The following is a 22,927-nucleotide window of genomic DNA, read 5'->3' on the forward strand; positions in this document are numbered from 1 at the left end:
GCATCCGCTCGGACCCAGCGGGCTTTGCAGCCCATTCAACCGGAGTCCCTATGAACGGCGCCCGGACTGGACACCGTGCGGCGGGCGGGGACGCGGGCGTGTTAGCGTCGGGGGCGTGATTGACCGTTACCTGACCCCCGAGATGAAGGTCCTCTGGAGCGAGGCCAGCAAGTACCGCGCGTGGCTGCGCGTCGAACTGGCCGCCATGCACGCCCAGGCGAACCACGGCGAGGTGCCCGCCGAGGCGCACGCCGCCCTGACCGCCCGCAGCGAGGCCGACCCCCTCGACGAGGCCTTCGCGCAGAAGGTCGCGGAGATCGAGGCCGTCACCCGCCACGACATCGTCGCGTTCACCCGCGCCCTGACCGAACGCTACGGCGAGGAAGCCCGCTTCGTGCACCACGGCCTGACAAGTACCGACGTGGTCGACACCGCGCAGAACCTGCTGCTCGACGAGGCACTCGGCATCATCATCACGGACGCCGAGGCGCTGCGCGAGGTCTGCCGCACGCAGGCCGTGGCGTTCAAGCACACGCCCACCGTGGGCCGCACGCACGGCATTCACGCCGAACCCATGACCTTCGGCCTGAAATTCCTGAACTGGATGGCCACCCTGGACCGCGACCTCGAACGCCTGCACGCCGCCCGCAAGCGCGTGCAGGTCGTCATGCTGTCCGGCAGCGTCGGCACGTACGCGCACGTCTCCCCGAAAGTCGAGGAGGAAGTCGCCGCCGCGTGGGGCTGGCAGGCCGCGCCCGTCACCAACCAGACCCTCGCCCGCGACCGTCACGCCGAGGTGCTCTCGGCCCTGGCGATCTTCGGCACGACCCTGGAACGCATCGCCGTGGAGATCCGCCACCTGCAACGCAGCGAGGTCCGCGAGGCCATGGAACCCTTCGGGAAGGGCCAGACCGGCAGTTCCTCCATGCCGCACAAGAAGAACCCCATCCTGACCGAGAACGTCACGGGCTTCGCGCGGCTGCTGCGCGGCTTCCTGACCACCGGCCTGGAGAACGTGGCCCTGTGGCACGAACGCGACATCAGCCACTCCAGCGCCGAACGCGTCATCCTGCCCGACGCCACGAGCGCGGCCAGTTACGCCGCGCGCCGCCTGACCGGCGTGCTGCGCGACCTCGTGGTGTTCCCGGACCGCATGCTGAAAAACCTGAACGACCTGGGCGGGCTGGTGTTCAGCCAGCGCGTCCTGCACGCCCTGATCGACGAGAAAGGCATGACGCGCGAGGCCGCCTACACCCTGGTGCAGCGCAACGCCCTGCAGAGCTGGGAGACCGGCGAGGGCCTGCGCGACCTGCTCAGGGCCGACCCGGAAAACCCCCTGAACGACGCCGAACTCGACGCCGCCTTCGACCTGGCGTGGTACCTGCGGCACGTGGACGACATCTACGCCCGCTTCGGGCTGTAACGCCCGCCCACGTTGTCCGGCGCGCAGGGAGATGGGGGAGAGGCCCCCTTCCTGCGCGCGTTCCCATTCCGGCGCGGCGCATCCCGTATCCTGCGGGCATGGGTTTCATTCTTCGGTTGCTGGTGAACGCACTGGCCCTGTACCTGCTGGCCCGCGTGTACGGCGGCGTGAGCTTCGAGCCGGGCGCGGACATCGTGAGCATCCTGATCGCGGCCGTGGTCATGGGCATCGTGAACGCCCTGATCCGCCCGGTGCTGCTGCTGCTGTCGCTGCCCGTGAACATCCTGACGCTGGGCCTGTTCACCCTGGTCGTGAACGGCGTGGTGCTGTACCTCGTGGCGGCCGCCACCGCCCTGAACGTCGCGGGGTTCGGCGCGGCGATCATCGGGGCGATCATCCTGGCCGTGATCTCCTGGGTGCTGGACGCCGCAGCGGGCGCCCTGAAACTGGACGGTGGCCGGAATTAACGCCGTGACCCTCCCACCCGAGACGGATGCCGACCAGCAACCCGCACCCGCCACACCGACCCTGATCACGGACCCCGCCGACCTGCGCGCCGCGCTGCGCGGGCAGACGGTGGCCTTCGTGCCCACCATGGGCGCCCTGCACGAGGGGCACGCCGCCCTGATCCGCGCGGCGCGGGCGGCCGTGCCCGGCGGGCGCGTGGTCGTCAGTGTGTTCGTGAACCCCCTGCAATTCGGGCCGAACGAGGACCTCAGCCGCTACCCCCGCGACCTGGACGGCGACCGGCGCGTGGCAGGCGAGGCGGGCGCGGACCTGCTGTTCCACCCGGACGTGCCCACCATGTACCCGGACGGCTTCAGCACCAGCGTCAGCGTGTCCGGCGTCAGCGAACCGCTCGACGGCGCGGCGCGGCCCGGTCACTTCACGGGCGTGGCGACCGTCGTGCTGAAACTCCTGAACCTCGTGCGCCCGGACGTGGCGCTGTTCGGCGAGAAGGACTGGCAGCAGCTGGCCGTCGTGCGCCGCATGGTCCGCGACCTGAACCTGAACGTGGACGTGCGCGGCGTTCCCACCGTCCGCGAGGCCAGCGGGCTGGCACTCAGCAGCCGCAACGCCTACCTGTCGGCCGACCAGCGCGCCCGGGCGGCCGTGCTGTCGCGGGCGCTGCGGGCCGTGCAGGCCGCGTACGCGGGCGGGGAACGCCGCAGCGCCGCGCTGCGGCAGGCCGGGCTGGACGTCCTGAACACCGACCCGGACCTGAGCCTGGATTACCTGAGTGTCGTGGGCCGTGACATGCATGAAAGGGAAATCGTGGACAATGATCCCATGAACCGCGTCCTCGTGGCCGCCCGCCTGTCCGGGGTGCGGCTGATCGACAACATGCCCCTCGCCCCCCACGCTGCGGCAGGCCAGTCCACGGTGAGCCAGTCCACGGTGAGCCCCGAGTGACCCTCGACGAACTGCTGCGCGAGATGGTCACCCGCCGCGCCTCGGACGTGCACCTGCAGGCCGGCAGTCCCCCCATGGGCCGCATCGACGGACAGCTCGTGCCGTTCGGCACGCAGCCGCTCATGCCGCCCGACACGCAGATGCTCGCGCAGGCCCTGATGACCGCCGACCAGTGGGACGACTTCACGTACCGCAACGAACTCGACCTCGCGTACAGCGTCTCCGGGCTGGGCCGCTTCCGCTGCAACGTGTTCCGGCAGCGCGGCGCGGTCGGCATGGTCATGCGCATCGTCTCGGACGCCATTCCCGGTTTCGACGCGCTGGGCCTCCCGGCCGACGTGCTGCGGCAACTGGCCGACGCGCCGCGCGGCCTGATTCTCGTGACCGGCCCCACCGGCAGCGGCAAGACCACCACCCTGGCCAGCCTGATCGACCACGTGAACCGCTCGTTCGCGTACAACATCATCACGGTCGAGGACCCCATCGAGATCCTGCACAAGAACAAGAAGAGCATCGTCGTGCAGCGCGAGATCGGCAGCGACACCCGCGACTTCCGCACCGCCCTGAAGTACGCCATGCGCCAGGACCCGGACGTGATCATGATCGGCGAGATGCGCGACAAGGAAACCGTGGAGGCTGCCCTCTCGGCCGCGCAGACCGGTCACCTCGTCCTGAGTACCCTGCACACCCAGGACGCCGTGCGCAGCGTGAACCGCATCATCGATTTCTTCCCGCCCTACGAGCGCGATCAGGTGCGCCTGCAACTGGCCGAGTCGCTGGTCGGCATCATCAGCCAGCGCCTGCTGCGCCGCGCGGACGGCGTGGGGCGCGTGCTGGGCCTGGAAATCATGATGAACACGCCCCTGATCCAGGAGTACGTGAAAGACGAGAACAAGACCCACCTGATCAAGGACGCCCTGATCGAGGACAACATCCGCGGCATGCACACCTTCGACCAGCACCTCGCGCAGCTGTACCGCAACACCCTGATCACCATGGACGAGGCCCTGGCCGCCGCGACCAGCCCGCACGAACTGAAACTGATGCTCACCCGCAGCGGCGTCGCGTACTGAACCGGCCCGCTCTGGCGCCACGCCCGGAACGCCCCAGCCGGACCTGCCCTTGAGGACGCTGTCTGGACGCCCGTCCCGCCGCGCGTTTTCCGTCGGGGCAGGCGTGATAAACTGCGGGCTGTCAGCAAGGCGTCAGCGTAAACCCCGGGCATTCTCGTTCGTGTACCCCGGTTACCCGATCTTCAACCTCCGCGGCGCGGGCGTTGAGCCACTCACGGGTAAGAGTAGGGGCAAAAGGTAGGCATACCATGGCAGAAGTCATCCTCGAGCACATCAACAAGCGCTACGGCAGCAAGCACCACGCGGTGAAGGACTTCAACCTGCACATCCAGGACCGTGAATTCATGGTCTTCGTCGGGCCGTCCGGCTGCGGGAAGTCCACCACGCTGCGCATGATCGCCGGCCTCGAAGACATCAGTGACGGCATCCTGAAGATCGGCGACCGCGTCGTGAACGACGTGCCGCCCAAGGACCGCGACATCGCCATGGTGTTCCAGAACTACGCCCTGTACCCGCACATGAACGTGTACGACAACATGGCCTTCGGCCTGAAGCTCCGCAAGACCCCCAAGGACGAGATCGACAAGCGCGTGCGCGAGGCCGCCAAGATCCTCCAGATGGAGCACCTGCTGGGCCGCAAACCCAAGGAACTGTCCGGCGGTCAGCGCCAGCGCGTCGCGATGGGCCGCGCCATCGTCCGCGAACCGAAGGTCTTCCTGATGGACGAGCCGCTCTCCAACCTGGACGCCAAGCTGCGCGTCGAGATGCGCTCGCAGATCAGCCAGCTGCACCGCCGCCTGGGCGCCACCATCGTCTACGTGACGCACGACCAGGTCGAGGCCATGACGCTCGGCAACCGCATCGTCGTCATGCGTGACGGCGTGATCATGCAGGTGGACACGCCCATGAACCTCTACGACTTCCCGCAGAACAAGTTCGTGGCCGGCTTCATCGGCAGCCCCAGCATGAACTTCGTGACCGCCACGATCCAGAACGGCGAGTTCGTGATCGGCCAGAACCGCGTGGCCCCCATGGGCCGCCTCGCGCAGAGCGTCAAGGCGCACGAGGGCAAGGACGTGTTCATGGGCATCCGTCCCGAGCACGTCGGCGTGGTCGGCATGACCGACCTGCCCCACGGCACCAACGTCCTGAAGGGACAGGTCGTGGTCGTCGAGCCGCTGGGCGCCCAGACCGACCTGATCGTCGACGTGAACGGCCAGCACCTGACCGTGAAGGTCGAGGGACAGGCGACCGTGCTGCCCGGCGATCCCATCGAACTGCTGATCGACCAGACCCGCATGCACGCCTTCGACACCACCACCGAGGCCGCCATCGACCGTGGCACGCCCGCCGGCACGCGCGGCCAGGCCGACACCCCCGGCCTGGGCTACGAGTACGCGCACGCCGTCAGCGGCGACTGAGCGGACCCCGTCCGTTCCATTGGCAACCCGGGACATCACCGGGTTGCCAACTCCACGTCGGGAACCCGCCCAGCTCCTCCTCTGCGGAGCAGCTCTACGAGTCGCATCCGCTCGGATGGAACGGCTTTGTAAGCCATTCAATCGGGGTCCGTATGAGGGATGGCCGCCCGCTCCAGTCAGCCGGCCCGCAGCCCGCGCCCGTCCGCTGCCCTGAAGGCACCCCCCCCTCCGGCTCCACGTGCAACGCGCCGCTTCACGGATAGAAGCGGCGCGTTGCACGTGGAGGCACGGGATCCTGCCTGCACGCGGATCCTGTAGAATCGTGTCATCCACCACTGGAATCTGCGTCTGATGAGGCCCGCCCCGGCGGGACCGCAGCTGAACCGGAACAAGGAGTCCTGATGAAGAAAACCCTGCTGACCCTGACTGCCCTGGCCCTGCTCGCCACCACCGCCCAGGCCCGCTCCTGGGAGGACATCAAGAAGTCGGGCACCATCAAGATCGCTACCGAGGGGGCCTTCCCGCCGTTCAACCTCATCAAGGGCAAGGAACTGACCGGCTTCGAAGTTGACCTTGCCAACCAGCTGGCCAGGCAGCTGGGCCTGAAGGTCCAGTGGGTCACGCAGCCCTTCGACAGCCTGCTGATCGGGTTGCAGCAGGACCGTTACGACTTCGTGATCGCCAGCCACGGCATCACGCCCGAACGCGCCAAGGCCGTGGACTTCAGCAACCCGCACTACTGCACCGGCGGCGCGGTCGTCAGCCGCGTGGGCGGCCCGAAGAGTGGCAGCGACCTGAAAGGCAAGACGGTGGCCGTGCAGGTCGGCACCACGTACCTCGAGAACGTCCGCAAGGTGCCGGGCGTGAAGGAAGTCAAGACCTTCCCCAAGGACACCGACGCGCAGGCAGCGCTGCTCGCCGGCCGCGTGGACGCCTGGGTGGGCGACAAGTTCACGGGCCTGGACCTCGTGAAAGCCCAGAAGGGCAAACTGGGCGCCGGGGAACTGCTGTTCAAAGAACGGATCGGCATGGCCGTCAAGAAGGGCAACACGGGGCTGCTCAAGGAACTGAACTCGGCGCTTGCCAAGTCCCTCAGCGACGGCAGCTACGCCAAACTCAGCGGTCAGTACTTCGGCACGGACGTCCGCTGCCGCTGATACGGACTCCGGTTGAATGGGCTGCAAAGGCCATTCAATCCGAGCGGAGCGAGCAGGAGAGAAACGGGTTCCGGACGTGGAGTTGGCAGATCGGTGGTGTTCCGATCTGTCAACGAAATAAACGGAATCCGTATGATACGGACTCCGGTTGAAAGGGTTGCAACCTCGTTCAATCCGGGCGTGGCGTTAGAGTCGTTCTCCGAAGGGAGGCATCGGAACAACAGACGTCCGGTGCCTCCCTTCTCCGCTTCGCGGCTGTTCCAGTCCGTCCGGCCCGTCCACAGTCACCCGCTCTCGTGCGGAGCGTGACAAGTCCGCCCGGCCAGACAGACGGCCTCTTCATGGCAACTGCTCTGACGCAACAGACGGCAGTGTGACCGGCCGCCCCCTGCGCCGAGTCGGGCCACCTTCAGGGCTGGGCGGGAGACACGTGCTTCCGCCCAGCCGCTGCGTCTGTTCGCGGCCACCGGGCTCCTCCGCTGCGGGACAGCCCGGCGTGCCTACGAACCGGGCGTTTCGGGCGGCAGGGCGCCGCTTTCGCTGCTGCCACGGTAGGCCGGGCTGGTCATCCAGTAGCGTTCCATCCAGCGTTTGAGCAGCGTGGTCAGCGGCACGGCCAGGATTGCGCCCGCGACGCCCGCGACGGCCAGCCCGGCCAGCAGCGCGATCAGGATCGCCGCCGGACTCAGCCGGACGGTGCGGCCCATGATCAGCGGCCCCAGCACGTTGCCCTGCAGCTGGTTGATCACGAAGTACAGCAGCGCGACCAGCGCGACAGTGGTGACCCCCTGCCCGAGCGCCAGCAGCATCGGAACGGCGGCCGCCACGACGATCCCCACGTAGGGAACCAGGGTCAACAGGCCGCTCAGCACACCCAGCGCCAGGGCATTCGGGACGTGCAGCGCGATCAGGCCGGCGCTGGCCAGCACGGCGCTGCTGAGCATCAGCAGCAGCTGGCCGCGCAGGAACCCGCCGAAGGAACCGCTCACGTCTTCCGAGAGGCGCAGCAGGGTCGGCTGCCAGCGGCGCGGAAAGACCCGCAGCAGGCCGTGCCCGACCCGGTCGTAGTCGAGCATGAAGTACATGGCGAGCGTCACGATGAACCCCGCCTGACCCAGCCAGCCGAACAGGTTGGTCAGGGTGCCCAGGACGTCCGGACCGGCGCTGACCAGCCGTTCGAGCAGGGCGCCCGTGTTCATGGTGAGGGTGCCGGTCTGCTCGTCGATGTACCGCGAGAGGCTCTCCTTGACGCCCTCGGCTCCCTTGATGCTGTCCAGGCGGTTGAGGCTGGTGTTCACGAGTTCCTTGAGGTTCCGCGCGAGGTCCGGCAGCCCGTTGATCAGGCCCGTCACCTGCGCACTGACGGTCATGAACAGCAGCGTGGTGATGGCCAGTGTCACCACGACCAGCAGCAGCACGCCCACCATGCGGCTCACGCGCCGGCGTTCCAGCCAGGACAGGACCGGGTTGGCCAGGAAGGCCAGGCCGTAGGCGACGAGGACAGTCACGATCACGCTGGTCAGCAGTTGCGACCACCACAGCAGGACCCGCAGCCCCACGATCAGCAGCGCGGCGTACACGATCAGCCGGACGGCCGGAATATGCCACAGCGCGCGCAGCAGCTTCGGGACCGTGCGGGCCTGACGCCAGTCCGGCGGGCCGGGAAGGTCGGCAGGGGAGACGGGGCGGGACGGAGGGAGGCTCACGCTCTCATCCTGTCATCCGCGCGGGGCCAGTGGAACGCCCCGGAACGGCTGTCCGGGGCGTGAATGCTTGGGTGTTCCTTCAGGCGACCCTGAAGTCAGTTCTCGCGGGGCGTGCAGGGCGCGCTGCCCGGGGTGCGGCGGTCAGCCGGGCGAGCGGGTGGCGGGTTCCGGACGTGGACCGGGCAACCCGGTGTCCTTCCGGGTGGAGGGCGCACCGGACGGCAGTCCGGATCACTGTGCGGCGAGGGGTGGCGGGCCGGCGCGGCTGCCGACCTTCTGCCAGAAGTACACCAGTGCGATCAGTGCCAGCGCCGCGAGGTTCCACACGATCTGCGTGGGAATAATCAGGATGAACGACGCGAGCAGCAGCAGCAGCGTCTGCAGCGGGTTCGTGCGGCGGTGCAGGAAGCGCAGCGTGGCGGCGCTGAAGGCCACCAGGCCGATGAACGCGAAGACCACCATGAAGACCGCCTCCCCGAACGGCACGCCGTTCAGGCGTCCCCCGGCGATCAGCAGCAGCTGCGGGTTGAAGAACATCATGTACGCCAGCAACGCCGTGCGCAGCTCGTACTGGAAGGCCTGCACGCCGGTCGCGACCGGGTTGCCGCCGCTGATGGCGGCCGCCGCGAACGCCGCCAGCGCCACCGGGGGCGTGCTGTCGGCCATGATCCCGAAGTAGAACACGAACATGTGCACGGGCAGCATCTGCGCGGGGTTGCTGGTGTCCAGGCCCGCGACCTTGGCGATGATCGGGACGATCAGGGCGCTCATCAGGATGTAGTTCGCGGTGGTGGGCAGACCCATCCCGAGAATCAACGCGATCAGCTGCGCCATGGCCAGCACCACCACCACGGCCGCGAATGACGCCACCTGCGGTCCGGCGAAGGCCAGCAGCGAGCGCACACTGTCGCTGGCCAGCTGCACGATGTCCGCCAGGCCGAAGCCCAGGCCGGTGATGGTCACGATGCCCACGATGATCCCGGCGGCAGCGGTGGCGATGGCGATCCCGATCATGGAGCGCGCGCCGCCCTCGAAGGCCTCGACGAGCTTCTTCAGTCCGTCGAGCACGCCGCGCGCCGCGCCGCGTCCGTCCCGGCCGGCAAAGAAGCCTTCCTGCAGCAGCATCATGCCCATCATGACCACGATGGTGTTCAGCGCCACGCGCTCCGGGTTGGCGTCCGGGTTGATGGTCAGCGTGCCGATCAGGTAGCCCAGCGGCAGCAGGTAGTACCAGCCGGACAGCAGGGTCTGACGCACGCGCGGCAGTTCGCTTTTCGGCAGGCCCTTCAGGTTCAGTTTCAGGGCCTCGATGTGCGTGACGACCAGCAGCGCGCCGTAGCACAGGAATGCCGGAATGGCCGCCGCGAGAATCAGGGTGCGGTACTCGATGTTCAGGTTCTGCGCCATGATGAACGCCGCCGCGCCCATCACGGGCGGCATCAGCTGTCCGTTGCTGGAGCTGGCGACCTCGATGGCTCCGGCCTTCTCGGCGCTGTACCCGACACGTTTCATGGTGCCGATGGTGATGTTCCCGCCGGTCACGACGTTACTGACCGCCGATCCCGAGATGATGCCGTTCAGGGCGCTGCTCAGGACGCTGGCCTTGGCCGGGCCGCCCCGGAAGCCGCCCAGCAGGCCCTGGGCGATGTTCATGAACCACTCGCCCGCCCCGAGCTTGTCGAACACCGCGCCGAACAGCACGAACAGGAACACGATCTGGGCACTGACGCCGATGGCCGTGCCGAAGATTCCCTCGGTGTTCGCGAACAGCTGCCCGACCACCTGCGGCCAGGTCTGCCCGGCGTGCAGTTGCAGCTGCGGGCCCAGGTCACCCTGAATCAGGCCTTTCGGGCCGGTCAGGGCGTACAGCATGAACACGCCCGCCACGATGGGCATGGCGATCCCGATGGTGCGCCACGCGGCGAGCAGCAGCAGGATCACCATGGCGCTGCCCACCCACACGTCGGTGGGGTTCAGGACGCCGCCCTGCTCGTTGGCGATCTTGGGGTACTGGGTGATCAGGTACGCGGCGGTGCCGGTCGCGCCGATTCCCAGCACCCAGTCGTACCAGGGCACGCGGGTCTGGGGGGCGCCCGGCGTCTTGCGGAAGGGGAAGACCAGGTACGCCAGGAAGAACGCGAAGCCCAGGTGGGTGGCGCGCAGGGTGAGGGTGTCGATGTTGCCGACCTGCGCGGCGTACATCTGGTACAGGCACCAGGCCACGGCGACCACCGTGACCAGGGTGCGCTGCCAGCTGAACAGTTTGCGTCCGCCGGTCTCGGCGGCCTCGACCATCTCGATGGCGCGGCGTTCGCCCTCGGTCATCTCGGTGCCGGGCGGGGTCAGGGTCGGGTCGGTGCTGATGGGTCGGGTTGGATCACTCATGTATTCCTCATGCAGGGTGCGGCTGCGGCGCCGGCCAGCGGACGCAGCGACAGGGGGGGCTGATACGGACTCCGGTTGAAGGGCTTACAAAGCCGTTCCATCCGAGCGGATGCGACTCGGAGAGCTGCTCCGCAGAGAAGGAGCTGGGCGCCCCTCCGGACGTGGAGTTGACAGATCGGTGGTGTTCCGATCTGTGAACGAAACAAACGGCAGTCCGTATGAATCCACGCGGGGCCGGGCAGCCGTTCAAGGCGAGGGGGCCAGCCCATGTTGACGGCAGCTGGCCCCGATCGGTCCTGCGGCGGGCTCATACGGTTTCCGTCTGTTCCGCCCGCTCCCCGGACAATGGCCGGGTTCTCAAGTTCACGCCCGGAAGGGACGCCTGGCTCTCACCCTGCGCCGCGCCACGGGGCGTCCGGCCCGGCGTGAGCGGCATGACGATGCCACTCACGCCCGGGTCCGGGTCACTTGACGTTCAGGCCCTTTTCCTTGAAGAACTTCAGGGCGCCCGGGTGCAGCGGTGCGGGCAGGCCCTTGACGGCCTTCTCGTAGTTGAAGTTGTTCGCCAGGCTGGGGTGCAGGCCCTTGACATCGCCCTCGCTGCCGAAGATGGCCTTCATGGCCTTGTACACGGCGTCCTCGCTCAGGGCCGTGCTGGTCACCAGGGTCGCCTGCACCGCCACGCTGGGCACGGTCGCACCCACGCCCTTGTAGCTCTTGGCGGGAATGTTGAAGCGCACGTAGAAGGGGTACTTCTTGATCAGGCTGCTCGCCTGGTTGCCACTGACCGGGACCATGTTCACGTCCACGGTCTGCGCGATCTGGCTGATGGCGCTGGCGCCCACGCCCACCGTGTAGAACAGCGCGTCGGCACGCTTGTCCTGCATCAGGGTGATGCCCTGCGCCGGCGAGACCCTCAGCGCCTGCCCGAGGTCGTCGAAGCCCAGACCGTAGGCGTCCAGCACCTGCTTGGCCGTCAGTTCCGTGCCGGAACCCAGGTCACCGATCACCACGCGCTTGCCCTTGAGGTCCGCGATGGTCTTGATGCCGCTGTCCTTGCGCGCCACGACGTGCAGCACTTCCGGGTACAGGACCGCCATGCTGCGCAGTTTGCTGTTCGCCTTGCCCTGGAAGGCCTGCAGGCCCGTGCCCTTGTAGGCGTAGTACACGACGTCGTTCTGCGCGACGGCCGCGTCGAGTTCGCCGCTGGCGATGGCGTTCATGTTGAACACGCTGCCGCCGGTCGAGCGGGCGTTGGCGCGCAGGCCCGCACCGGAATCGTTGACCAGTTTGGCCATGCCGGTCGCGACCGGGAAGTACACGCCGGTGGTGCTGCCCGACCCGATGGTGAGGAAGGTGGTGCCCTGCGCGAGGGCGGCGGCGGCAGTGCCGAGAATCAGGACAGCGGTCAGCTGACGGGAACGGTTCTTCATGGGGTCCTCCAGGGGTGGTCCGGCAACCAGGGCTTCCGGAACCGGGTTGAGAATAGCCCTGATGCTACCATGCACCGCCTGAACCCACGCCACCCGTCGCCTCCCGAACGCGCGGCAGACACGCCTCCCACCTGGCAGATGCCATCCGGCGGGCCGCTCCGCGGAGCCGGATCAGGTCCGCCGGACGGTCTGCGTGACCCCCGGCGGAACCCGGCCCGTGCGGTCGGCGCTACACTGCCGGCATGACCCGACCCGGCCAGCCTTCACCCACCGGACCGACCCCCGCTCCCCACCCGGACGGCACGCCGATCATCGAGGCGGTGGGGGTGGAGAAGCACTTCGGGTCGTTCCACGCGCTGCGGGGAGTGAACCTGCGCGTGCAGCGGGGCGAGGTGGTCGTGATCATCGGGCCGAGCGGCAGCGGCAAGAGCACCTTCATCCGCACCCTGAACGCCCTGGACCCCCACGACGCCGGGTCCATCACCGTCGACGGCATTCCCCTGAACGGAAAAGGCAACCTCGACGCGATCCGCCGCGAGGTCGGGATGGTGTTCCAGTCGTTCAACCTGTTCCCGCACCTGACGGTCCTGGAGAACATCACGCTGGCACCCACGCGGGTGCGCAAGGTCAGCCGGGCCGACGCGGAGAGACGCGGGCTGGAGTTGCTGCGGCGGGTGGGGATCGAGGAGCAGGCGCACAAGTACCCGGCGCAGCTGTCGGGCGGTCAGCAGCAGCGGGTGGCGATCGCGCGGGCGCTGGCGATGGAGCCGAAGGTGATGCTGTTCGACGAGCCGACCAGCGCGCTGGATCCGGAGATGATCAAGGAAGTGCTGGACGTGATGAAGGAACTGGCGCGGAGTGGAATGACGATGCTGGTGGTGACGCACGAGATGGGGTTTGCGCGGGAGGTGGCGGACCGGGTGCTGTTCTTCGACGGGGGGAACATCGTGGAGGACACGACGCCGGAGAACTTCTACCTGAATCCGCAGCATGAGCGGGCCCGGCAGTTCCTCAGCAAGATCCTCGGGCACTGAACGCAGAATCAACCCAGTGCAGGCGAGGCGGCCGGTTTCCCAGAGGAACGGGCCGCCTCGCCTGTGGTCGGCACGGGCGGTCGCCTCATACGGACTCCGATTGAATGGGCTGCAAAGGCCATTCAATCCGAGCGGAGCGAGCAGGAGAGAAACGGGTTCCGGACGTGGAGCCGGCAATCCGGTGAAGGTGCGGATTGTCAGCGAAACAAACGGAATCCGTATCACGCGTCGCGGCGCAGCTTCCCGCACTGCCACCACGCGGCGGCGCACAGCAGTCCACTGACCGCGAACACCGGCGCGTACCCCACCCGGTCAGCCAGCAGGCCCCCCAGGACCGGCGTGAACAGGGCCGCGCCGACCAGGGTGTTCAGCGTACCGATGTAGCGGCTGCGGGCGTGTTCCGGCGCGATGTTCAGCAGGTGGTTGGTGTGCCCCAGGTTGAAGCCCTGCGTGGCGACGCTGGACAGCACGAACACCCCCAGGTACGCCCAGGCGTTCAGACCCAGCGCGCCGACCGCAATGGCGTACAGCGGGGCCAGACCGTAGAACACGCTGGCGTAGCGGATGATGCGGCGCGAACCCTTGCGTTCCGCGACCCGCTGCCACACGACGTTCGACAGGGGCGCGGCGCCGGTCAGGGCCATCACGAACACCCCCAGCGTGGCCGCGGGGTAGTGCAGGTCACGCAGGGCGTTCACCGCGAAGAACGGTTCGCTCATGCTGGCCGCAGCCAGCAGCAGCCGCACGGTCAGGAACGCCCGGAAGTGCGGGTCGCGCAGCGTGCCGGGAATGGCCCGCAGTTCCCCCCGGAACCCCTGTGAGAGCAGCGGCGGGTCCGGGGGTTCCTTCACCAGCCCGAACACCCAGTACCCGAACGTGAACGCGGCGGTGCCGAGCGCGAAGATCAGCGCGTAGTTCAGCGGGAACGGCAGGTCCGACGCCAGAATCCAGCGGACCAGCAGCCCCGCCACGAAGGCCAGCAGGCCGCCGTACAGGTTGCGGGTGCCGAAGAACCGGGGCCGACGCTCGGCCGGGACGGTCTTGCTGACCACCTCCAGGAACGGCAGTCCGGACACGCCCGACGCCAGCGCATTGAGCAGCATCGCCAGCACGAACAGCGTCAGGCACAGCCCGGGCGAGTCGGTCAGCAGCGCGGCCACCGCCACCATGCTGAGGTACGTGCCGGTCCGGACCAGCGCCGCCGAGCGGTACACCGGCAACTTGAACGGCAGGCTCCGGACCCGCGCGGCCACCAGCAGCTGCGGCAGCATCCAGCCGCCGGCCGCGATGGCGGGCAGCAGGCCGATCACCCAGTTGGGGGCGCCCAGCCGCGCCGCGAAGCCCACCACGACCACCGACACGTTCAGGAACCCATCACCGGTGAAGACCGCCCAGCCGTTCAGGATGCCCAGGCGTTCGTTGCGGTCCCAGGAGCGGGCGGGGGCGGGCGTCATGGGGGGCATTATCCTCGCCGCGCCACGCTTCTCCGCCGGTCAGTTCCGCATGCCCGGACGGTGGCCCGGGCGTCCTCATACGGATTCCTTTTGTTTCGCCAACAATCCGGAACTTCACCGGATGGCCGGCTCCACGTCCGGAACCCGTTTTTCTTCTACTCGCTTCGCTCGGATTGAACGGGCTTTACAGCCCATTCAATCGGAGTCCGGATCAGTCCTCAGCTTCCCGGCAGGCGCAGGATGCCTTCCAGGGCGCTGTACGCGTCCGGGCGGGCCAGGAATACCAGTTCGTCCTGCGAGGTCAGGCGCAGTTCCGGCCGTGGCAGGCGCACCGCGCCGTCCCGCACGACGCCCACGACCTCCACGCCGGGCGGCAGGCTCAGCAGGTTCAGCCGCGCCCCGCGCCAGCTGGGCGGCACGCCCCGGCGGTACAGTTCCCGCTCGGCGGTGGGGGAGGGCAGCAGGTCCGTGTCGAGCGGCACGTCCGTCCCGGCGAGCGTGGCCGGCGCGTCGAAAGGCACGCCCGGCTGGACCGGCACGCCACGCCGGATGAACCGGACATTGTCGGGCAGCCACGCGGGACCGGCGTGAACGGCGCTGTCACGCCGCGCCTGAATCTGGGACGGCACGATGCCGCTGGTGCCGCTCAGCAGGTGCGCGACGCCGCTCGCGACGAGCGCCAGCGGCAGCAGCGTCTCGCCGCCCCACGTGACCGCCAGCAGCGCGGCCGCCAGCGGCACGTTCAGCGTGACGGTCAGGAACGCGACCGCGCCGACCATGCTGCCCGTGGCGGTATCCACGCCCAGCAGGCTGCCCAGGCCGGCGCCCAGCAGGCCGCCCACCCCCACGGACGGCAGCACGCCGCCTCCCAGCGCGATCTGCGCGCCCAGCGCCAGCAGCAGCCAGCGCCAGGCGCTCTGGCCGAGGCCCTCGGCACCCACGAAGCCGGCGGCGCCCAGCTGCATCCAGCCGCTCCCGTCACCCAGCACGGCGGGCGTGCTGAGCAGCGCGGTGGCGGCCGTCAGCGCCCCGAAGGTCAGGCCCAGCAGCGGCCGGAACCGGCCCTCTGCCCAGGCGTCCGGCACGACCCGGCAGGTGAGCAGCGACAGCCAGCCGAGCAGGGTGGCCGCCAGGGCGATCAGGCCGAAGGACAGGACCTGCGAACTGGCCGGCACCTGCACGTCCGGGAAGGACAGCAGCGGCGCGAACCCGAACGCCAGTCCGTACACGGCCGTGCCGGCCACGGCGGCCAGCACGCAGGGCATCAGCACCTCGAACTCGAACTCGAAGCGGCGGTACAGGACCTCGGCGATCAGCACGGCGGCCGCCAGCGGCGCGTGCAGCACGGCGCCCAGCGCGGCCGCCGCGCCGGCCAGGGTCAGGGTGCGGACCTCCACGGCGTCCAGGCGGGTGACGCGCTGCATCAGGCGCGCGCCGAGCTGCCCGGTCATGGTGAACGCCGAATCCCGCCCGATCAGCAGGCCCGACCCGTACGCGAGCAGGGTGGCCGCCAGCGTCCGCAACTGCGTGAGCGGGCCGGGCCACTGCCCGCGGGCGTGGTAGCCGCGGACCAGTTGCGTCAGCGGGTCGCCGCTGCGGGCCGGGACCAGCCACGCGTACGCCGCCCCGACCGCCGGCAGGATCAGCAGGCCCCAGGGGGCGGCGGTGCCGAAGGCCATCATCAGGCCGCCCTCGCCGGTGGTGCCGGGCGGCGCGTAATCGGTGATCAGGGTGCCCAGGCGCGCGGCGGCGTCCAGGATCAGGCGCAGGATGATACTCAGGCCGCCCACCAGCGCGCCCAGCAGCACACTGAGCACCACCAGCCGCCCGGTTTCCAGGCGGTTGAGGACGGCGCGGGGCAGGGGCGAACGCATTGCCCGCCATGCTAGAGCATTTGCCCCGCTCTGCGTCCGGCCGTGCATGCCGGCGCGCCTGGCCGCCACCCATGAAGGCGTCCACATTAAGCCCACATAAATGTGCCTTCCCTGCCTTCACGCCCGGACGGGCGCGTAAGATACACAGCGGTCGCCAGGGGGCGGCCTGCGCGCCCGCACCGTGCGGACGCGGCCACCCCCGGCCGGAAAAGGAGCTAGAACATGGCCTACGAACTGCCCCAACTGCCCTACGCCTACGACGCCCTCGAACCCCACATCGACGCGCGCACCATGGAAATCCACCACACCAAGCACCACCAGGCGTACGTGGACAACGCGAACAAGGCCCTCGAAGGCACCGAGTTCGCCAGCCTGAGTGTCGAGGAACTGATCACCAAACTCGATCAGGTGCCCGCCGACAAGAAGGGCGCGCTGCGCAACAACGCCGGCGGCCACGCCAACCACAGCCTGTTCTGGACCGTCATGGGCCCCCAGGGCAGCGGGCAACCGGGCGGTGAACTGGCCGACGCCATCACGGCCGCCTTCGGGTCCTTCGACGCCTTCAAGGAGAAGTTCGAGGACGCCGCCAAGACCCGCTTCGGCAGCGGCTGGGCGTGGCTGGTCGTCAAAGGCGGTCAGCTGGCCGTCGTGAGCACCGCCAACCAGGACAGCCCCCTGATGGGCGAGGCCGTCGCCGGCGTCAGCGGCACCCCCATCCTGGGCGTGGACGTGTGGGAACACGCCTACTACCTGAACTACCAGAACAAGCGCCCGGACTACCTGAAGGCCTTCTGGAACGTCGTGAACTGGGACGAAGTCGCGCGCCGCTACACCGCCGCGAAGTAACCTCTTCCCGGCATGACAGCGCCCCCGGCCATCACGGTCGGGGGCGCTTGTCTGTGTGTATCAGACCCGGCGGGCCGCGCGGGCTTTCAGGACGGGCGGCACGATCAGGGCAGCCAGGACGGTCAGCAGGATGAAGACGGTCAGGGGGCTCTGCAGGAAGATGGCGGGGTTGCCGTTACTCTGCTGCAGCGCCGTGCGGAACTGACTCTCCGCGACCGGGCCCAGGATCACGCCGATGATGGCGGGCGTGACCGGGAAGTCGAAGCGGCGCATGCCATAACCGATCACGCCGAAGATGGCGAGCAGCACCAGGTCGAACACCGAGTTGTTCAGGGAGTACACGCCGACCGTGGAAAAGACCAGAATCCCGGCGTACAGGAACGGGCGGGGAATCAGCAGCAACCGCGCCCACACGGGAGCGAGCGGCAGGTTCAGGGCCAGCAGCATGACGTTCCCGATGTACAGGCTGGCGATCAGGCCCCACACGAGGTCGCCGTTCGTGACGAACAGCAGCGGCCCCGGTTGCAGGCCGTACTGCTGGAACGCGGCCAGCAGGATGGCGGCCGTGGCGCTGGTGGGCAGGCCCAGCGTGAGCAGCGGCACGAGCACGCCCGCCGCGCTGGCGTTGTTCGCGGCTTCCGGCCCGGCGACGCCCTCGATGGCGCCCCTGCCGAACTCTTCCGGGTGCCTGCTCAGGCGGCGTTCCAGGGTGTACGACAGGAACGTGGGAATCTCGGCGCCGCCGGCGGGAATCGCGCCGAACGGGAAGCCCAGCGCCGTGCCGCGCAGCCAGGGTTTCCAGGAGCGGCGCCAGTCGTCGCGGGTCATGCTGGCGTTCCCGTCCAGCTTGATGACGCTGGCCCTGTCCTTGCGCAGGCGACTGGCGACGAACAGCGTTTCACCCACGGCGAACAGGCCGATCACGACCGTGACGAACTCGATGCCGTCGAGCAGTTCCGGGCGGCCCAGCGTGAAGCGCGCCTGCCCGCTCTGCAGGTCCGTGCCGATCAGGCCGATGGTCAGGCCGAAGAACAGGCTGATCAGGCCGCGCAGCGGGGACGCGCCGAAGGTGGCGCTGATGGTCACGAACGCCAGCATGATCAGCGCGAACTTGGCGCTGGGCGGAATCATGACAGCCACGTTGGCAATGGCGGGCGCGGCGAAGGTCAGCAGCACCGTGCCGATGGTTCCGGCCACGAACGACCCGATGGCAGCCGTGGCCAGCGCGGCGGCCGCCCGCCCCTTGCGGGCCATCCTGTTGCCCTCCAGCGCCGTGATGATGCTGCTGCTCTCGCCGGGTGTGTTCAGCAGGATGCTGGTGGTGCTGCCGCCGAACATGCCGCCGTAGTAGATCCCGGCGAACATGATGAACGCACTCACGGGCGGTAGTTTGGCCGTGACGGGCAGCAGCAGCGCGACCGTCAGGGCCGGGCCGATGCCGGGCAGCACGCCCACCAGGGTACCCAGCGTCACGCCGATCAGCGCCCACAGCAGGTTCAGGGGCGTCAGGGCCGTCTCGAAGCCCGCGAGCAGGGAGGTGACGGCCTCCATCACAGCACGCCCTTGAGAATGCCGGGCGGCAGGGTCAGGCCCAGGCCGCGCGTGAACACCACGTACGTGACGAGCGCCACGGCCAGCGCCACGCCCGCCAGCAGCGGCGCGCGCCGCTCACCGAACGCGAAACCTACGCTGAAGTACATCAGGGCCGTGCCGATCACGAACCCCAGCGGTTGCAGCAGCGCGGCGCCCAGCAGGAACCCGCCCAGGATCAGGCCCGGCTGGCGCAGGTCGGGCTGGGCGTCCGGGTCGGTGTCCTCCTCGGCGGCCGGTTCGGCCCGGCCGCCGCGCAGGACGTTCACGGTCAGCAGGGCGCCCAGCAGCAGCGTGCCGACCGACACGATCAGCGGAAACACGCGCGGGCCGACCACGGCATTGATCCCGAAGGGAATCCGCAGCGTGCCGGCCAGCAGCAGCGCGCCCAGCAGGACGACGCCCAGCGCGACCAGCAGGTCCGGGACGCTCAGGCCGGGCCGCGCGGAAGGGGCGGCAGGAGCAGGTGGGATGGGGGGGACGGTGGAGTCAGACATTCAGGGCACCTCGAAAGCAGAAGGGGGGAACACGACAGAGCCGGGCGGGGCGAAGGAAACTCGCCGCCGCCCGGACTGCCGAAACTGTCGGGATTACTTGACGAGCCCGATGTCCTTGAGGATCTCGCGGGTGCGGACCGCTTCGAGTTTCAGGAACACGTCGAACCGGCTGCCGCTCATGTACAGGTCCGTCCAGTTGCGGGTCTTCAGGGTGTCCTTCCAGGCCTTGCTGGCGTGCAGTTTGTCCATGGCGCTGACCAGCGTGGCCTTCTGGCTGCCGCTGATGCCGGGAGGGGCGACGATGCCGCGCCAGTTGGCGAGGTCAACGTTGAAGCCCTGTGACTTCATGGTGGGCACCGGAATGCCGGCCTGCGCCCTGGGGGCGCTGATGCCCAGGGCGCGCAGTTTCCCGGCCTTGATCTGCGCCTCGAACTCGCCGTACCCGGCGACGGCCGCCGCGACCTGGTTGCCCAGCACGGCCGCCAGGGTCTCGCCGCCGCCGCTGAACGGCACGTAGTTCATCTTTTTGGTGTCCACGCCCGCCGCCTTGGCGAACAGGCCGACCAGCATGTGATCGGTGCCGCCGGCGCTGCCTCCGGCGAAGGCCAGGGCGTTGTTCGCCTTCCAGGCCGTGGCAAGGTCGCCCAGCGTCTTGTAGGGGCTGCTGGCGGGCACCACGATGACCTCGTACTCGCCGGTCAGGCGGGCGATGGGCGTCACGCGGCTCAGGTCCACCTTGGAGGAGTTCGTCTGGATGGCGCCGACCATCACGAGGCCCATGGTCATCAGCAGGTTGCCGTCGCCCTTGCTGTTGTACAGCTGCGCCAGCCCGATGGTGCCGCCCGCGCCGGGCACGTTGAACACCTGCACGGGCTTGGCGATGCCCTCGTCCTGCATGACGGTCTGGATGGCGCGGCTGGTCTGGTCCCAGCCGCCGCCGGGGCTGGCGGGCGCCATGACGCGCAGGTTCAGGTTCTGCGCGGCGGCGGGGGTGGCGGCGCCCAGCAGGGCGGACAGGGCAAGAGCAGCAGCTTTCACGTTCATGGTGAACCTCCGGGGGTGGGCTGCCGCTTCGGGTGGGCAGCCGGTCTGGGTTGTGAGTACCCGGTCACCCTACCCTCACGCGCCCTTCACTTCAAGGCGTTTGTTGCGTGCAGCACGGTGTTCTTCGCGAACGGAACGCACGTGCGTGAACAGAATGAACACAACCGGCCCCGCCCCGGCCCGCCCCCTAGAATCAGGGCCGGTACCCATGCCCGTGTTCTCCCGACGCCCTGACCTGCAGGGCCGCCTCGTGCGGCTGCACCTGCTGGTGCTGTGCGCCATGACGCTGCTGCTGGTCGCCGTGCAGACCGCGCAACTGTACGGCGAGGCCCGCGAACGCCTGGGCGAACGCGCCCTGACCGCCAGCCGCATCGTGTCGCGCCTGCCGGACGTGATCGCCGGAGCGACCCGCGCCGTCCCGGACGCCACCCTGAACGCCCGCGTGAACGCCCTGCGCGCCGAGGCCGAAGCCGACTTCATCGTGGTCGGGGACCGGCGCGGCGTGCGGCTGGCGCACCCGCTGCCCGAACGGCTGGGCCGCCCCATGGAGGGCGGCGACAACGCCCTGCCGCTGGCCGGGCAGGAGGTCGTGAGCGTGGCGCGCGGCAGCCTGGGCCTGAGCGTGCGCGGCAAGGTGCCCATCTGGGCGGGCGGCGTGCGCGGCGGGCAGGTCGTGGGCGTGGTCAGCACCGGATACCTGATGCCGCAGGTGTGGCACCTGGTGCTGGGCGCGCTCGTCAGCCTGCTGCCGTGGTTCGTGCTGGCGCTGGCGCTGGGCACCCTGGGGGCCGTGTGGGCCGCGCGGCGCCTGCGGGCCGAGATCCTGAACCTGGAACCCGAACAGATCGCCGCGCTGGTCAGCGAGCAGCGGGCCGTGCTGGCCGCGCTGCGCGAGGGCGTGCTGGCCGTGAACGCCGCCGGTCAGGTCACGCTGGGCAGCGACCGCGCCGCGAGCATGCTGGGCCGCGCCGACCACGCCCCGCTGGCGCAACTGTGGCCGGAACTGGCCCGCCTGACCGACCCCGGCGCGCCGGGCCGCCATCAGAACCTCGAACTGACCCTGCGCGGCCAGCCGGTCCTGGTGAACCTCGAACCGCTGGACGGCGGCGGGTTCGTGGCGGGTTTCCGGGACCGGGCCGAGGCGCTGGCGCTGGCCGAGGAACTCACGCACGCACGCGGGTTCGTGGACGTCCTGCGCGCCCAGACGCACGAGTACCAGAACCGCCTGCACGTCCTGTCCGGCCTGCTGCAACTCGGGCGGGGCGAGGAGGCCCTGCGCGTCCTGAACGCCGAGATTCACGCCGACTCCCAGTTCCGGCAGCTGCTGCGCGACGTGCAGGTGCCGCGACTGGTCGCGCTGCTGGCCGGGAAACGCGAGCGGGCGCAGGAACTCGGCATCGACTTCCAGGTGGCCGAGGGCAGCAGCCTGGGACCGCAGTGGGAACGGCACGCGGACACGCTGGTCAGCGCCGTCGGGAACCTCACCCAGAACGCCTTCGAGGCGCTGGGCGGCCAGCCCGGACAGGTCACGGTCCTGATCGGCGAGGACCCGGAAGGCATGCAGATCGAGGTCGAGGACAGCGGCCCCGGCGTGCCCGCCCACCTGGGCGCGCGGCTGTACGGGCGCGGCGTGAGCAGCAAGGGCGAGGGGCGCGGCTACGGCCTGCACGGCGTGACCGTGCGCCTGCACGCCCTGGGCGGCGAACTGCGCCACACCCGCCGGGACGGGCGGACCGTGTTCCTGCTGAGCCTGCCGCTGCCCGCCCCCCTGCGCTCAGCCCCGCACGCCCCCACCCCACACCCCGCCGGAGAGACCCCATGAACCCAGCCGCCCCCACCCGAGTCCTGCTGGTCGAGGATGACCTGCGCGTCGCCCGCGTGAACCGCGACCTGCTGGAACGCGACCCGGACGTCCACGTCGTCGGCAGCGCCGCCACCTGCGCCCAGGCGGACGCCCTGGCCCGCGCCCTGAGCCCCGACCTGATCCTACTGGACGTGCACCTGCCCGACGGCAGCGGCCTGGGCCTGCTGCGCCACTGGCGCACCCAGGGCCTGACCACCGACGTGGCCCTGATCACCGCCGCCGACGATGAGGCCAGCGTGCGGCTCGCCCTCGCGCACGGCGCGTTCGACTACCTGATCAAGCCGTTCACCGGCGCGCGCCTGAACGACCTGCTGGCCCGCCACCGCGCCCGCCACCATCCCCACCACCGCCGCCTGGACCAGGGCCGCCTGGACCGCCTGCTGGGCCTCGGCCCGACCCTGCCCAGTCTGCCGCGCGGCATCGACCCGAACACCCTCGAACGCGTCGCGCAGGCCCTACGGGTCGCCCCGCACCCCGTCAGCGCCGAGGACATCGGCGAGCAACTCAACCTCAGCCGCGTCACGGCGTGGCGGTACCTCGAACACCTCGTGCGCAGCGGCGCGGCCCGCCTGGACCACCAGTACGGGCAGGCCGGCCGCCCCGCCAAGCTCTACCGCGCCAGCGGCCCACCGGACCCGCCCCCCTGACCGCCCCGTCCGGCCGCGCTGACCGTCCGCCCACCAACCGGGGCCACCCGCCTCCTACACTGGAAG

The 22,927-nt window shown here is 69.5% G+C and carries 18 protein-coding genes; 10 read left to right on the forward strand and 8 right to left on the reverse strand.

All coding sequences use genetic code 11. From position 1 onward, the window contains the following. The first annotated feature begins 115 nt into the window (after positions 1-115). The 6 genes from purB to ABDZ66_RS02235 all read left to right on the forward strand — a co-directional run bounded on the left by purB (position 116) and on the right by ABDZ66_RS02235 (position 6,487). A complete protein-coding gene (gene purB, locus ABDZ66_RS02210; protein WP_343755558.1) occupies positions 116-1,423 on the forward strand; it encodes an adenylosuccinate lyase in 1,308 nt (435 codons plus the stop codon). A gap of 98 nt (positions 1,424-1,521) precedes the next feature. Then, complete coding sequence (locus tag ABDZ66_RS02215) at positions 1,522-1,890, forward strand: phage holin family protein (RefSeq protein ID WP_343755560.1); 369 nt, start codon at positions 1,522-1,524, stop codon at positions 1,888-1,890. A 127-nt stretch (positions 1,891-2,017) separates the two neighbouring features. Continuing rightward, positions 2,018-2,836: a pantoate--beta-alanine ligase gene (panC, locus tag ABDZ66_RS02220; RefSeq protein ID WP_425544392.1), complete on the forward strand. Its 819-nt coding sequence runs from the start codon at positions 2,018-2,020 to the stop codon at positions 2,834-2,836. Further along, positions 2,833-3,909, forward strand: a complete 1,077-nt coding sequence (locus ABDZ66_RS02225) for a type IV pilus twitching motility protein PilT (RefSeq protein WP_343755562.1) — start codon at positions 2,833-2,835, stop codon at positions 3,907-3,909. The genes panC and ABDZ66_RS02225 overlap by 4 nt, the downstream gene beginning before the upstream one ends. A gap of 248 nt (positions 3,910-4,157) precedes the next feature. Next, positions 4,158-5,330 (forward strand): ABC transporter ATP-binding protein, encoded by a 1,173-nt coding sequence (locus ABDZ66_RS02230; protein WP_343755564.1) that lies wholly within the window; start codon positions 4,158-4,160, stop codon positions 5,328-5,330. Positions 5,331-5,731: 401 nt separating this feature from the next. Further along, positions 5,732-6,487, forward strand: coding sequence for an ABC transporter substrate-binding protein (locus ABDZ66_RS02235; RefSeq protein ID WP_343755566.1), 756 nt, complete (start codon positions 5,732-5,734; stop codon positions 6,485-6,487). 500 nt (positions 6,488-6,987) lie between these two features. On the opposite strand, the gene ABDZ66_RS02240 is transcribed toward ABDZ66_RS02235, so the two are convergent. The 3 genes from ABDZ66_RS02240 to ABDZ66_RS02250 all read right to left on the reverse strand — a co-directional run bounded on the left by ABDZ66_RS02240 (position 6,988) and on the right by ABDZ66_RS02250 (position 12,011). Beyond that, positions 6,988-8,193, reverse strand: a complete 1,206-nt coding sequence (locus tag ABDZ66_RS02240) for an AI-2E family transporter (protein WP_343755568.1) — start codon at positions 8,191-8,193, stop codon at positions 6,988-6,990. Positions 8,194-8,424: 231 nt separating this feature from the next. Further along, positions 8,425-10,578, reverse strand: coding sequence for a TRAP transporter permease (locus tag ABDZ66_RS02245; protein ID WP_343755570.1), 2,154 nt, complete (start codon positions 10,576-10,578; stop codon positions 8,425-8,427). A 464-nt stretch (positions 10,579-11,042) separates the two neighbouring features. Beyond that, the gene (locus ABDZ66_RS02250) at positions 11,043-12,011 is read right to left on the reverse strand and encodes a TAXI family TRAP transporter solute-binding subunit (protein WP_343755572.1); all 969 of its coding nucleotides are present in this window, start codon (positions 12,009-12,011) and stop codon (positions 11,043-11,045) included. Between the two features lie 242 nt (positions 12,012-12,253). Here ABDZ66_RS02250 and ABDZ66_RS02255 point away from each other — a divergent pair, with 242 nt between their 5' ends. Next, a complete protein-coding gene (locus ABDZ66_RS02255; RefSeq protein WP_343755574.1) occupies positions 12,254-13,045 on the forward strand; it encodes an amino acid ABC transporter ATP-binding protein in 792 nt (263 codons plus the stop codon). Positions 13,046-13,266: 221 nt separating this feature from the next. Here ABDZ66_RS02255 and ABDZ66_RS02260 read toward each other — a convergent pair whose 3' ends face one another. Beyond that, positions 13,267-14,508, reverse strand: coding sequence for an MFS transporter (locus ABDZ66_RS02260; RefSeq protein WP_425544386.1), 1,242 nt, complete (start codon positions 14,506-14,508; stop codon positions 13,267-13,269). Positions 14,509-14,717: 209 nt separating this feature from the next. Next, complete coding sequence (locus tag ABDZ66_RS02265) at positions 14,718-16,373, reverse strand: chloride channel protein (RefSeq protein WP_343755578.1); 1,656 nt, start codon at positions 16,371-16,373, stop codon at positions 14,718-14,720. 222 nt (positions 16,374-16,595) lie between these two features. On the opposite strand from ABDZ66_RS02265, the gene sodA reads away from it, so the two are divergent. Next, positions 16,596-17,219: a superoxide dismutase [Mn] gene (gene sodA, locus ABDZ66_RS02270; protein ID WP_343755580.1), complete on the forward strand. Its 624-nt coding sequence runs from the start codon at positions 16,596-16,598 to the stop codon at positions 17,217-17,219. A gap of 60 nt (positions 17,220-17,279) precedes the next feature. On the opposite strand, the gene ABDZ66_RS02275 is transcribed toward sodA, so the two are convergent. The 3 genes from ABDZ66_RS02275 to ABDZ66_RS02285 form a co-directional block, all read right to left on the reverse strand. Next, complete coding sequence (locus ABDZ66_RS02275; RefSeq protein ID WP_343755582.1) at positions 17,280-18,770, reverse strand: tripartite tricarboxylate transporter permease; 1,491 nt, start codon at positions 18,768-18,770, stop codon at positions 17,280-17,282. Beyond that, positions 18,770-19,306 (reverse strand): tripartite tricarboxylate transporter TctB family protein, encoded by a 537-nt coding sequence (locus tag ABDZ66_RS02280; protein ID WP_343755584.1) that lies wholly within the window; start codon positions 19,304-19,306, stop codon positions 18,770-18,772. The genes ABDZ66_RS02275 and ABDZ66_RS02280 overlap by 1 nt, the downstream gene beginning before the upstream one ends. Before the next feature lie 93 nt (positions 19,307-19,399). Beyond that, complete coding sequence (locus tag ABDZ66_RS02285; RefSeq protein WP_343755587.1) at positions 19,400-20,350, reverse strand: Bug family tripartite tricarboxylate transporter substrate binding protein; 951 nt, start codon at positions 20,348-20,350, stop codon at positions 19,400-19,402. A 208-nt stretch (positions 20,351-20,558) separates the two neighbouring features. On the opposite strand from ABDZ66_RS02285, the gene ABDZ66_RS02290 reads away from it, so the two are divergent. Together ABDZ66_RS02290 and ABDZ66_RS02295 are read left to right on the forward strand one after the other, a co-directional pair. Next, entirely contained in the window at positions 20,559-22,172 is a 1,614-nt protein-coding gene (locus ABDZ66_RS02290; protein ID WP_343755589.1) for an ATP-binding protein, read from the forward strand. After that, positions 22,169-22,861, forward strand: a complete 693-nt coding sequence (locus tag ABDZ66_RS02295) for a response regulator (protein ID WP_343755591.1) — start codon at positions 22,169-22,171, stop codon at positions 22,859-22,861. The genes ABDZ66_RS02290 and ABDZ66_RS02295 overlap by 4 nt, the downstream gene beginning before the upstream one ends. Positions 22,862-22,927 lie beyond the last annotated feature (66 nt).

This window comes from Deinococcus depolymerans, from assembly GCF_039522025.1.
In the GTDB taxonomy this organism is placed as follows: Bacteria; Deinococcota; Deinococci; order Deinococcales; family Deinococcaceae; genus Deinococcus; species Deinococcus depolymerans.